We start from the raw sequence: 12539 nt of genomic DNA on the forward strand, positions 1-12539 counted from the left end.
CCGTTAATCTTCCGGAGGCCCGCATGTCGCGTTACGACCCCGCCAGCATCGAACCGAAATGGCAGCAGGCCTGGGAACAGGCTGGAACGTTTGTCGCCACCCGCGACCAAGACAAGCCGAAATATTACGTGTTGGAGATGTTCCCGTATCCTTCGGGGCGCATCCATATCGGCCACGTGCGCAACTACACCATGGGTGACGTGATCGCGCGATATAAGCTCGCGACCGGCCACAACGTGCTGCACCCCATGGGGTTCGACGCCTTCGGGATGCCCGCCGAGAACGCCGCCATGGCGTCGGGAGGCCACCCAAAGGACTGGACCTATTCCAACATCGACACGATGGTCGAACAGATGAAGCCGCTGGGCTTTGGCCTCGACTGGACGCGCATGTTTGCGACCTGCGACCCGGAATATTACGGCCAGCAACAGGCGCTTTTCATCGACATGCTCTCCGAAGGCCTGGTCTATCGCAAGAACGCCGTGGTGAACTGGGATCCGGTGGACATGACAGTTCTGGCCAACGAACAGGTCATTGACGGTTGTGGCTGGCGCTCCGGTGCCGCGGTGGAGCGTAAGGAACTCACGCAGTGGTTCTTCAAGATCTCCGACATGTCCGGAGAGCTTCTGGACGCGCTGGACGGGCTGGACGAGTGGCCCGCCAAGGTAAAGACCATGCAGGCCAACTGGATCGGTCGCTCGCGCGGGCTGCAATTCGCCTTCTCAACCGTGGATGCCCCGGAGGATTTCGACCGCATCGACGTGTACACCACGCGTCCAGACACGCTGATGGGGGCGTCTTTTGTTGGCTTGAGCCCGGATCACCCGCTGACCCGCGCGCTGGAGCAGGACAACCCCGAACTGGCCGCTGCCGTGGCTGAAATGCGCAAGGGCGGCACGACCGAGGAAGCGCTGGAAAAGGCCGAGAAGCTCGGTTTTGACACCGGCATCCGTGTGCGCCATCCCTTTGACACCGCGTGGGAGCTGCCGGTCTACATCGCCAACTTCATCTTGATGGATTACGGCACCGGCGCGATCTTTGGCTGCCCGGCGCATGACCAGCGCGACCTTGATTTTGCGCGCAAATATGACCTCGAGGTGCGGACCGTCTTTGTCCCGGCCATGGGCGAAGAGGGGACGTTCATCACGCCGGAGGACGGCGGCCCTGCCTATGTTCCGGCCAAACAGGAAACCGTGCGCTACCTGCGCGGTTTTGCAGGCCAGGAAGCGCAGACCGGCGAGGCCGCTGTCGATGCGGCCGTGGACTTCTGCGAGGAAAACGGCGTCGGCCAGGGCGTGACCAAGTACCGACTGCGTGATTGGGGCCTGTCCCGCCAGCGCTACTGGGGGTGCCCGATTCCGGTCGTGCATTGCGACCAGTGCGGCGTGGTGCCCGAGAAGAAAGAGAACTTGCCGATTGAATTGCCCGATGACGTGTCCTTCGACATTCCGGGCAACCCGCTGGACCGCCACCCCACATGGCGCGACTGCGACTGCCCGTCCTGCGGTGCGCCCGCCAAGCGTGAGACCGACACGATGGACACCTTCGTCGATTCGTCATGGTATTTCGCGCGCTTCACCGCACCGCGTGCCGTGACACCAACCGACAAGGCCGACGCTGAATACTGGATGAACGTCGATCAGTACATCGGCGGCATTGAACACGCGATCCTGCACTTGCTGTATTCACGCTTCTTCGCCCGCGCGATGATCAAGACTGGCCATCTGCCTGCCAGCGCCGCAGAGCCGTTCAACGCGCTGTTCACACAAGGTATGGTCACCCATGCGATCTATCTGAGCGAAGAGTTGGACAAGCCCATCGAAGAGACTAAGCCCGGTAGAACTCCCCCAATGCTCCGCAAGATCTACCATTACCCAGAGGACGTAATTGAATTCAATTACGATGGGCGTCCGGTCGCGATTAGAAGGGTAGATGTCAAAGGGGCGGCAAACCTGGAAGAGCTGAGGGAGGTGTACGAGCTCGATCAAGCTGATGCGCGAGCGATTGAAGTGATCCCCTCCGCCAAGATGTCGAAGTCCAAGAACAACGTGGTCGACCCCATGAGCATCATCGCCACCTATGGTGCGGATACGGCGCGCTGGTTCGTGCTGTCCGATTCGCCTCCCGAGCGGGATGTCGAATGGACCGCATCCGGCGCAGAGGCGGCGAGCAAACACCTAACCCGAGTGTATCGCATCGCCTCCGAAATCGCAGCAGGCGACGTGCCGGAGACACGTGAGGACCCGGCACTGCTCAAGGAAACGCACAAGGCTATTCAGGACATAACGCTGGGAGTGGAGGCGTTCGGCTTCAACGCGGCGATTGCAAAGCTCTACGGTTTTACCAACGCGCTTTCGAAATCCCGTGCCGGGAGCGAGACAAAGCGCTTTGCCGCCAAGACGCTGGCGCAGCTGATGTCCCCCATGACCCCGCACCTGTCCGAAGAAATCTGGCAATTGCTGGGCGGTGAAGGGCTGATCGCCAATGCGCCATGGCCTGTGGCGGATGCGGCCATGTTGGTCGAGGATACGGTCACGCTTCCTATTCAGGTCAATGGCAAGCGGCGCGGCGAAATCGACGTGCCGACGGACATGCCAAAGGAAGAGGTTGAAAAGCTGGTGCTGGCGCACGAAGCTGTGGTGAGGGCCCTCGACGGGGGCCAACCGAAAAAGCTGATCGTGGTGCCGGGGCGGATCGTGAATGTGGTCGTCTGAGACGAATACCAAAGTCTGGCGCGCGGCGGGAATGACCCGACGCGCGGCCGTGCTGGCCTTGATTGGCAGCGTTGCCGCCTGCGGCTTCACCCCGGTGTACGGGCCGCAAGGGGGTGGGACGGCGCTGGTTAATGCCATTGACCTGCCCGAGCCGTCTGACGATTCTCAATACGTTTTCAACCGCCGGTTCGAGGAGCGCATGGGCCGGGGCGGGGGGGCTGCCCCCTACAGGCTGACGACGCGCATTCAGATCGACGATCAGGATATTGGCGCGACCTCTGCGGGCTCTGTGACGCGGGTACGCTTGATCGGGCGCGTGTTCTTTACCCTCACCGACACGGCGACGGGCGAGGTCGTGCGCGACGCACGGACCAATGCCTTTACCGGCTATTCGACCACCGGGGCGACCGTCGCCACGAGTGCGGCGCAACGCGATGCGCAGGAACGTTTGATGATCCTTCTGGCCGATCAGGTGATCGACGACCTCGTCTTGCATGTTTCCAACGTGCCCACTGCCGGGTCCACCCCATGAAACTTGCCGGACGCGCGGCCGAGGATTTCTTTCGCAAACCTGATCCAAAGGTGCCGGGCCTTTTGATCTTTGGCGAGGATACGATGCGCGTGGCAATGAAGCGCCAGCAAGTGGTCGCTGCCCTGGTCGGGCCTGAGGGCGAGACGGAGATGCGCTTTACCCGGATGAATGGCGCCGATCTGCGCAAGGATAAGGCTGCGCTGCTTGATGCGGTGAAGGCGGTTGGCTTCTTCCCCGGTGCGCGCGCGGTTCTGGTCGAGGAAGCCACCGACGGATGCGCCGACGCGATGAAGGCGGCTTTGCAGGATTGGCGTGATGGTGATGCGACGATCATCGCCACCGCCGGGTCGCTTACCGCGAAATCCTCGTTGCGCAAGGCGTTTGAGGGGCATCGCACCGCCTTGGCTGCCGCGCTGTACGCCAATCCGATGACCCGCTCCGAGATCGAAGACGAGCTCAAGCGCGCCGGGATCGCCGAGGTTGGGCGCGACGCCATGGGCGCTTTGGAAGTCTTGGGTCGGGAACTGACGCCGGGCGATTTTCGCCAAACGCTGGAAAAGATCTCGCTCTACAAGCTGGGCGACACCAGCCCGCTGTCCGTCGACGAGGTTGAACTGAACGCCCCCGCGTCAGTCGAGGCCGCAATGGATGACGTGTTCAACATTGTTGCCGAGGGCCGCACCGGGGAGATTGCCCCGGTGATGCAGCGCTTGGGGGGGCAGGGGGTCGCGCCTGTGACGCTGATGATCATGGGTGCGCGCCACTTTCGGACGCTGTACGCGCTGTCCGCCGCGCCAGGTGGGCCTGCGGCTGGTATCGGGCGCCTGCGTCCGCCGATCTTTGGCCCGCGCCGCGACCGCGTTCTACGCCAGGCCCAGAAGTGGAGCACAGCGCGCCTCGAGGACGCGCTGACGCTGCTGATGGACACCGACCTGACGCTCCGCTCGGCGGGCCAGAAGGCCCCGGCCATGGCATTGGTGGAGCGTGCTTTTGTCCGGCTGGCTCATATGGCGGGCCGCAGTTGACCATGGAATTGGTGTCGATTTAGCCAATCTCCAATGCAGCACCGCGGCAATCCGCTTTTTGATATGTGCAGTAAAACGCATCAGGCCAACGACTGATGTCCGATGGCACGTAAAAGGCCTGCCTCCCTTCCCAAGCGGACTACTCCCTTTCCGGGCTTATCTCCGGCGAGGCAAAGGCGCACACGAAGGGCCAGCGGTGTGAAGGTCTCAGCCCTTGTCGGTTACGTTTTCTTTGAACGCAGTCTCGAATGCTTTCTGCGTATCGGCTCCTGCGTCTGTCTGATAGTTGGCTTTCCACTCGTCCATGGTCATTCCGTAAAATGCCTCGCGGCCCTCATCTTTGGACATCTCGATGCCGCGCTCATTGGCGGCCTCCTGATACCAGCGGCTCAGACAATTGCGGCAAAAGCCTGTTAAGTTCATCATGTCGATGTTCTGCACATCGGTACGGTCTTCCATCAGGTGTTTTTGCAGTCGGCGAAAGGCAGCAGCTTCCAGCTCGATGCGGGTCTGGTCGTCCATGGTGTTCTCCTTCAATGGATCAGTCTGTGACGTGGGTCAGGGCCTCGACCAGCAGCGGTGCAAGGCGGTCGCCCCACGCCTGTTGCTGTTCGGGGGTTGCGATGATGTCCTGGCGCAGCTCGATAAGCGTGTTCGGGCGACCATGTTTCAAGGCGTGACGATCCATGGAATCGCCGGGCAGGTGGCCTGGGTAGGGTTCGTTGCGGCCCACGACGATATCGCGTTCGCGTTCGAGGGCAGCAATCAGCGGGTCCGATAACCGCGCATCCCAAGCGTGCAGAATGCCCACATGCCAGGGACGCGGGCGGCGTCCTCGCAATTGCGGTGTGAAACTGTGGACGGACACCAGCACCGTGTCATTGCGACGTGTGGCGAGCCGTTCAAGCGCATCATGGTAGGGGCGGTGATAGGCATTCAGGCGGCGTGCCTTTTCTGCACCGTCCGATGGGCGATTGCCGGGAATAACGGACCCGTCGTATAGCCGCATCAGGACCGTTGGATCATCTTCGCCGCGGTTCGGATCAATGACCAGGCGCGAAAAATTCGAAAGGATTGCAGGGGCACCAAGCGCGTCTGCCAGTGCGCGTGCCACACCCGCAGCGCCGGGATCAAACGCGATATGGCGGAGCATGTCGGCCTCTGGCAGGCCAAGTGAGCCGCCAAGTTCGGGCGGGACCACGTTGGTCGCATGATCGCATGTGATCAGGAACCGACTGTCGCGCTCTGCACCCAGAACTGTGTATGGCTGATAAGTCATAATGTCGTAACCTCCGCCCCCTTACATTTAGGCGAGGCGCGCCGAGATGAAAATGCACGAAGAAAATCATCGCCTGCGTTGCGTGCTGCAAAGAAATACGCGATAAGCTGGACGTGTTAGCGGTAACGCCCTTGCGCAGTGGCGACCGCACCGAAACATGTTTGTGACGGCGCATATTTTAAGCGACGCCAACGACGACAGGAAGGCTGGGACTGATGAAACGCGACCGCAATGTAAAGATCGTGGCCACACTGGGCCCTGCGTCCTCCACCTACGAGATGATTCGTGCCCTGCACGAGGCGGGCGCAGATGTGTTCCGTCTGAACATGTCGCATGGGACGCATGAGGAAATCGAGGAACGTCACAAGATCATTCGCCAGGTGGAAAGAGATCTCGACAGCCCGATTGGCATCCTCGCCGATCTCCAAGGACCCAAACTCCGGGTGGGCGAGTTTGAAAACGGCTCGGAAGAGCTGGAATGGGGCACGAGCTTCCGCCTCGACCTGGACGAGACACCGGGGACCCAGAAGCGTGTGCAACTGCCACATCCCGAGATCTTCGCAGCGCTGGAACCCGGATCGCACCTTTTGGTCAACGACGGTAAAATTCGCCTGCGCGTCACGGACTGCTCCAAAGAGCATGCCGATTGCACGGTCGAAGCAGGCGGCACCATTTCCAACCGTAAGGGCGTCAACGTGCCCGACGTGGTGCTTCCGCTGGCGGCGCTGTCGGAAAAGGACCGGAAGGATCTGGAATTCTCCTGTGCGCTGGGCATCGACTGGCTTGCGCTGTCCTTTGTGCAGCGCGCAGAGGACGTCGAGGAAGCCCGCGAATTGGCCGGTGGCCGCGCCGCTATTCTCGCCAAGATCGAGAAACCTTCAGCCGTGGAGCACTTTGATGCGATTCTGGCGGCTTCTGACGGCATCATGGTTGCACGCGGGGACCTCGGCGTTGAGTTGCCCGTTCACTCGGTCCCTCCGATCCAGAAGCGTCTTGTGCGTAAGTGTCGTGCCGCTGCAAAGCCGGTGATCGTTGCGACACAGATGCTTGAATCGATGATTGAAAGCCCGATGCCGACGCGGGCAGAGGTATCGGACGTGTCCGGCGCGATTTACGAAGGCACCGACGCGGTCATGCTTTCGGCAGAATCTGCGGCGGGCCAGTATCCCATCGAAGCGGTCAGCACAATGCACAACGTGGCTGTGTCCGTCGAAAATGATCCGACCTACCGCGAGGTGATCGAGGCGTCGCGCAGCGCGGCCCGTCACACCATCGCTGACGGGATCGTTGCCGCCGCCCGCGAGATCGCCGAAACGACCGACATCAAGGCGATCTGCTGCTTCACGTCATCGGGAACAACCGCTGCGCTGACCTCACGCGAACGTCCTCGTGTCCCAATCATCGCCATGACCCCGCAACGCGGCACCGCGCGCCGTCTGACGCTGCACTGGGGCGTGCAGTGCGTGATCGCCGGCGAATTGGAGCGCTTCAAGCAGGCTGTTGTGAATTCGGCCCGTGCCGCCCGCGCGCTGGGCTTTGCGACCGAAAACGACCAGATCGTTGTCACCGCCGGTGTGCCCTTCAATCAGGCAGGCACGACGAACATTCTGCGCGTTGCGCCCTGTGACGAACGACTTATTTTCCGCACAGATCCAGAGTGATACGCTGCGCGGCAAGCTTGCGTTAGCAAATCTGTATTACACCCTTCCCTGCAGAGAGCAGGGAAGGGTTTTTCATGCATGCGGCCATCACGGGCTATTGGACCGAAACGCAGCGCTCCAAAGGGCGGGATATTGTCGAGCTCATTTTGCCGGGGTTCGATGCTGGCATCCGGCAGGTCTATTCCGTCGCACTCGGTGTCGCTCCGGAGGATCTCCCCCAAGAGTTGGTGCAGACTGAAAGAAAGAAATTGCGCCTGATCCTCTCGGGCGATTTTGGTACCGACTATGTCCGGCTTCAGGAGGGGATCGTGCAAAACATCCTCGGGATGGGCACGGATTATCAAACCTACATGGTTGGGTATTCATTTTATCAGGCGACGCTGGTGGATCTGGTCATCGACGCCCAAGCCAAGCTGCCCATGCCTTTGAAGGAAGCAACGCGCATTGTGCAGGTAGCGGCCATGTGTGACGCAACCATCACCTTGGGCTATTTCTTTGAAGATCTTGATCGGCGCGCGCAGGAGCAGAGAAAGCAGCTTTTGGATCGACTGTTTTCGCAGATCGGCGAGGACACGCAGGCGTTGGAGTTCTCCTCTTCTGAATTGCGGGGCACTTTCGACTCGCTCAGTCATCGGGCCGAAACGCAGGCTGCGGCGCTGGAGCAAAACAGCGCGGCCCTGACGCAGCTTGAGACGCAGATCGCTGCCACTGCCAATGATGCAAAGGGCGCAGCGCTTCAGACGGCCGAGGCCAACACTCGCGCCAGAGATGCACGCCATGAGGTGGCGCAAACCCGTGAGTCCGTGCGCGACGTGGTAACCAAAACCGAAGAAATCCGCCGCTTCATTGATATGGTCGACCAGATTGCGCTGCAAACCAAGCTTCTGGCGCTGAATGCGTCGGTAGAGGCGGCGCGTGCTGGCGAGCATGGGCGCGGCTTCTCCATCGTGGCGACAGAGGTGCGTGCGCTCGCGGACCAAAGTGCCAAATCCGCCGCCGAAGTCGCGGCTGTGGTGAAGACGATCCTCGCCGGCATGACCGCCATTGATGTACGTTCGGATGCGCTGACCGCGCGATTGACCGACCTGGTGCAAGGCATCGGGGATGCGTCTGAAAGTGTAGCGCGAATCGACGCCGCAGCGCAGGAGCAAAGTGACGCAATCGTGCAGGTGGCCACCAATCAGCGGCATCTCGACCAGGCCAATCAGGCGAATGCCGCCGGTGTCGGGGCAGCTAACACGCAGGTGCGGGCCTTTGAGGAAACTGTTGGCCAGATCAACCAGCGCATCGCTGACTTCCGGTCGGAAACCGTTTCCTCCGACCAGCTTCGCAACGCTTGACCGCACAGCAAAGTTGCCTCTGCTTTAAGTCTGGCGCAGTGTTTTCCACAGCCAGCTGGAGAGCGCTCAATGGATGCAGATACCACCCTCGTCGTCGGCGCCCTGTTTGTGGCATTGGCCGTTCCCGCCTTGATCGCGGCCTGGGCGGAGCAGCACAAGCCCGTTGTGGGCACGCTCTTGCTGTTCGGCGGCTGCGCAATGATCGCTTTTGCTTGGCGCATGGCCGGGGGGTACAGCCCCGCGGCGCTGCCCGATGTGCTATACCGGGTCATCGGCAATATGATGGGGTAGGGCCGGGCGCGCCCAGCTTTCCTCTGGACAAAAGCCAGCCATCCACCTATACGGCGCGCTCTAACCGCGCGTCCGGCCTTCTTAGGCATGCCGAGTCGCGCCAAGAACGGAGATCCGAAATGCCCAAGATGAAGACGAAGTCGAGCGCCAAGAAGCGCTTCAAGGTGACCGGCACTGGTAAGGTGCTGGCAGGTCAGGCAGGCAAACGCCACGGCATGATCAAGCGCCACAAGAAATTCATCCGTGACGCGCGCGGCACGACAACTCTTTCGGCGCCCGACGCCAAGATCATCAAGGGCTTTATGCCCTACGATCGCTAATCGCCAGCTAGAGGAGATACGATATGTCCCGAGTAAAAGGCGGTACCGTCACCCACGCGCGCCACAAGAAAATCACGGATCAGGCCAAAGGTTACTACGGTCGCCGCAAGAACACCTTCAAGGTGGCAGCGCAGGCCGTCGACAAGGCCAACCAGTACAAGACCCGTGACCGCAAGAACCGCAAGCGCCAGTTCCGCGCGCTGTGGATCCAGCGGATCAACGCGGCTGTCCGTGCGTTCGACGATCAGATGACCTATTCCCGCTTCATCAACGGTCTGGCCAAGGCTGGTATCGAGGTGGACCGTAAGGTTCTGGCCGATCTGGCCGTGCACGAACCCGATGCGTTCAACGCCATCGCTGCTCAAGCCAAAGGCGCGTTGGAAGCGGCGTAAGCCTCTTTTGAACCCGATGTTGTCAGGGCCGTCCCGTCGGGGCGGCCCTTTTTTATGGTGGTGTCCGCAAACCGTGTTGGTTCGATTCGTGATCTTTTGAAATGGCTTATATCCCTCCGCTTTTTCCGCGGAGGATGCCCTTGCTAAACCATGACTTTCGCCGTTTTCTCGACGCCCCCGATCGCCTGAACTCGGCCCAGTTCAAGGAGGCCCAAACAAACATCCGGAATCGCCGTCGCAAGACGGACGCGATCTCGGAGATCGAGGCGCGGACCAACCAAGAACGCAAGTGCCCCTTCTGCCGCGACGAGCGGCGCCAGAAATAGGGCCGCAAACGGTCCAGGATCCAGCGCTACCAATGCTCGGGTTGCAAGAAGAAGACCTATTCCGGCCGCGCTGGCAGCGCACTTGGCCGCATTCGTCGTCCGGAGCTGTTCATGGTGGCGCTGCGGGATATGCTGGGCATCTCAGCGCCGCAGTCGGTGCGCAGGCTCGCGGCGACTTCGGCTTAACAAATGCAGGGTCTGGCGCTCGCGGATGCTCGTATTTTCGATCATCGGGAACAGCAGCGTGGCAGCGAGTTTCTCGAGAATAATCGAGGCAGACGAAACCTGCCAGCGAGAGACGCGCAAGGATTCTCGCGGATGGGCTCGTCACTTCGCGAATCCGAAGAATGTCGCGTCGCCGCTCCGTCCCAGGTGGGAGGATTACACGACGAAAGGGCTGAAGATGATGCGGGGGCTCTCCACAGCTGCCTATCCTCGCGGTCGCTGACCGAGGCGGCGCGCGCCTCTTCCGACGCCTTCCGACCGGTAAAGGCGTGACGCTCGAGCACGCAATGAGGCCTCTGGTGCCCGGCGATGCCGCGCTTTATTCGAAGCGCTTATAGAAGCGCGCGTCACTGCATTTAACTGACCAACACGATTTGCGGACACCCTCATTTTATTAATTTGGATGGGGGTAACGTCAGCGTGGCGGCAAAGCCCGTGCGATCAACCCGGCGATCCGGTCAGACCCGGCTGGCGAGGGGTGCGTGCGGTCCGTGTCGAACATGTTCAACTCGGATGGCGCAATGACGTCCTCCATATCGACCAAGGTCACACCCTCGTCCCGCGCAGCCATCACAGTGAGACGAGTCTCAAGAACTTGATAGGACGCAGCACAGGGCGTGCCTGCGTAGCGCGGCGACGTGTAGTAGTCCGCCCATATCACCTGAGATCCGCGTCCGCGCAGATCGGCCACCAGCGCCGGAATCGCGCCGCGCGCGCCATCGCTTGAGATCAGCCGGTCAAGCACCGCCGCGGTATCGTCGCGGCCGCAGCCGACCCCCAGATCGTTTGCACCGCCGTTCAGCACGATCCAGTCCGCCTGGACGCCTTCCAATTGCGTGGGAATGTTCAACGCGCCGCGCCCGCCTGCCACCTGCGCGAGGGGCAGGGAGACATCGCCCACAGGTTCCCCCAGTCGTGCACGCAAGCCGTCCGCGACGGACGCGCCCTCGATCCGGTTCCACGCCAAGACGGAGTCGCCCGCCACCACCACGCGCGCCGCGTCCGGCACACCGCGCCCGCAGGCGGCCATCAGGGTCAAACCCAGGATCACAAAAAGCTGTTTCATGCCTTACGAAATGGCGCAGGCCGTCCAAGGATCAAGCGCCCCTGTTGCAAAGCCTCCCCGCCGCCTCTAAACCCAGCCGCGACAGCCGAGAGGAAGCTCATGGACGACCTGCGCAACAAGTATATCGACCTCATCGCCGGCGCCTCTGACGAGGGCGCGCTGGAGGACCTGCGCGTGCAGGCCGTGGGCAAGAAGGGCGAGATCAGCCTGAAAATGCGCGAGCTGGGCAAGATGACGCCCGAGGAACGCCAGACCGCTGGCCCTGCGCTCAACGCGCTCAAGGATGAGATCAACGCCGCGCTCGCCGCCAAGAAGGCCGGTCTGGCCGATGCCGCGCTGAACGAACGCCTCAAGGGCGAATGGCTCGACGTGACGCTGCCGACGCGCGCGATGCGTCAGGGCACCATCCATCCGATTAGCCAGGTGACCGAGGAAATCACGGCGATCTTTGCCGACATGGGCTTTGCCGTGGCCGAAGGGCCGCAGATCGACACCGACTGGTACAACTTCGACGCGCTGAATATCCCCGGCCACCACCCGGCCCGCGCCGAGATGGACACCTTCTACATGCACCGCGCCGAGGGCGACGACCGCCCGCCGCATGTGCTGCGCACCCACACCTCGCCGGTGCAGATCCGCTATATGGAAAAGCACGGCGCGCCTTGCCGCATCATCGCGCCGGGCCGTGTCTACCGTGCCGACTACGACCAGACGCACACGCCGATGTTCAACCAGGTCGAGGGCCTTGCCATCGACAAGGACATCTCCATGGCGAACCTGAAGTGGGTCTTGGAGGAATTCTTCTCCGCCTTTTTCGAGATCGACGGCATCAAGACCCGGTTCCGCGCCTCTCACTTCCCCTTCACCGAACCCTCTGCCGAGGTCGACATCCAGTGTTCCTGGGTCGATGGTCAGCTGAAGATTGGCGAGGGCGACGGCTGGCTCGAAGTCCTCGGCTCCGGCATGGTCCACCCCAAGGTGCTGGCCGCAGCGGGCGTCGATCCGAACGAATGGCAGGGCTTTGCCTTCGGCATGGGCATCGACCGCATCGCGATGCTGAAATACGGCATCCCGGACCTGCGCGCCTTCTTTGACAGCGATCTGCGCTGGCTGCGCCACTACGGTTTCGCAAGCCTCGACGTGCCGACGCTGCACGGCGGCTTGAGCCGGTGAGCCAACGTCTTTCGCAAGCAAAACGAAGGCTGAAGTCGGACCTGTCCAAAGTCGAAGGTGGGTACGTGGAGGTAGGATACACGCACCCGTCCAATAAAGATGATGTAGATCGAATGGAGGACTACAGGCTGCTAGAGGACGAAGGTTTGGTGGTTTTGCATGATGAGCGAGACTTCCGGGCCGATCCGATCAGAG

12 protein-coding genes are annotated in these 12539 nt (G+C 61.4%); 9 read left to right on the forward strand and 3 right to left on the reverse strand.

Going from position 1 to position 12539, the window contains the following annotated elements; genetic code table 11:
• Nucleotides 1–23: 23 nt before the first annotated feature.
• The 3 genes from leuS to holA are packed head-to-tail and all read left to right on the forward strand — an operon-like array spanning nt 24 to nt 4271.
• Complete coding sequence (gene leuS / locus GGQ68_RS03180) at nt 24–2714, forward strand: leucine--tRNA ligase (RefSeq protein WP_183962936.1); 2691 nt, start codon at nt 24–26, stop codon at nt 2712–2714.
• Nucleotides 2715–2745: 31 nt separating this feature from the next.
• Nucleotides 2746–3246, forward strand: coding sequence for an LPS assembly lipoprotein LptE (gene lptE, locus GGQ68_RS03185; protein WP_246429224.1), 501 nt, complete (start codon nt 2746–2748; stop codon nt 3244–3246).
• Nucleotides 3243–4271 (forward strand): DNA polymerase III subunit delta, encoded by a 1029-nt coding sequence (holA, locus tag GGQ68_RS03190; RefSeq protein WP_183962938.1) that lies wholly within the window; start codon nt 3243–3245, stop codon nt 4269–4271. The genes lptE and holA overlap by 4 nt, the downstream gene beginning before the upstream one ends.
• 207 nt (nt 4272–4478) lie before the next feature.
• On the opposite strand, the gene GGQ68_RS03195 is transcribed toward holA, so the two are convergent.
• Nucleotides 4479–4793, reverse strand: a complete 315-nt coding sequence (locus GGQ68_RS03195) for a DUF1244 domain-containing protein (RefSeq protein WP_183962939.1) — start codon at nt 4791–4793, stop codon at nt 4479–4481.
• 19 nt (nt 4794–4812) lie between these two features.
• Nucleotides 4813–5550 carry an N-formylglutamate amidohydrolase gene (locus GGQ68_RS03200; protein WP_183962940.1) on the reverse strand — a complete coding sequence of 246 codons (738 nt, stop codon included), beginning with the start codon at nt 5548–5550 and terminating at the stop codon, nt 4813–4815.
• Between the two features lie 215 nt (nt 5551–5765).
• Between GGQ68_RS03200 and pyk the strand changes: the two genes are divergently transcribed.
• The 5 genes from pyk to rplT all read left to right on the forward strand — a co-directional run bounded on the left by pyk (nt 5766) and on the right by rplT (nt 9554).
• On the forward strand, nt 5766–7211 hold the full coding sequence (pyk, locus tag GGQ68_RS03205) for a pyruvate kinase (RefSeq protein WP_183962941.1): 1446 nt from the start codon (nt 5766–5768) through the stop codon (nt 7209–7211).
• A gap of 74 nt (nt 7212–7285) precedes the next feature.
• Nucleotides 7286–8551 carry a methyl-accepting chemotaxis protein gene (locus tag GGQ68_RS03210; protein ID WP_183962942.1) on the forward strand — a complete coding sequence of 422 codons (1266 nt, stop codon included), beginning with the start codon at nt 7286–7288 and terminating at the stop codon, nt 8549–8551.
• Between the two features lie 69 nt (nt 8552–8620).
• A complete protein-coding gene (locus GGQ68_RS03215; protein ID WP_183962943.1) occupies nt 8621–8842 on the forward strand; it encodes a hypothetical protein in 222 nt (73 codons plus the stop codon).
• A gap of 119 nt (nt 8843–8961) precedes the next feature.
• Entirely contained in the window at nt 8962–9162 is a 201-nt protein-coding gene (gene rpmI / locus GGQ68_RS03220; protein ID WP_183962944.1) for a 50S ribosomal protein L35, read from the forward strand.
• Nucleotides 9163–9185: 23 nt separating this feature from the next.
• Entirely contained in the window at nt 9186–9554 is a 369-nt protein-coding gene (rplT, locus tag GGQ68_RS03225) for a 50S ribosomal protein L20 (protein ID WP_183962945.1), read from the forward strand.
• Nucleotides 9555–10520: 966 nt separating this feature from the next.
• Here the strand turns inward: rplT and GGQ68_RS03230 are convergent.
• On the reverse strand, nt 10521–11171 hold the full coding sequence (locus tag GGQ68_RS03230) for an SGNH/GDSL hydrolase family protein (protein ID WP_183962946.1): 651 nt from the start codon (nt 11169–11171) through the stop codon (nt 10521–10523).
• Nucleotides 11172–11270: 99 nt separating this feature from the next.
• On the opposite strand from GGQ68_RS03230, the gene pheS reads away from it, so the two are divergent.
• Nucleotides 11271–12344, forward strand: a complete 1074-nt coding sequence (pheS, locus tag GGQ68_RS03235; protein WP_183962947.1) for a phenylalanine--tRNA ligase subunit alpha — start codon at nt 11271–11273, stop codon at nt 12342–12344.
• Nucleotides 12345–12539: the final 195 nt, after the last annotated feature.

The organism is Sagittula marina (genome assembly GCF_014196795.1).
In the GTDB taxonomy this organism is placed as follows: domain Bacteria; phylum Pseudomonadota; class Alphaproteobacteria; order Rhodobacterales; family Rhodobacteraceae; genus Sagittula; species Sagittula marina.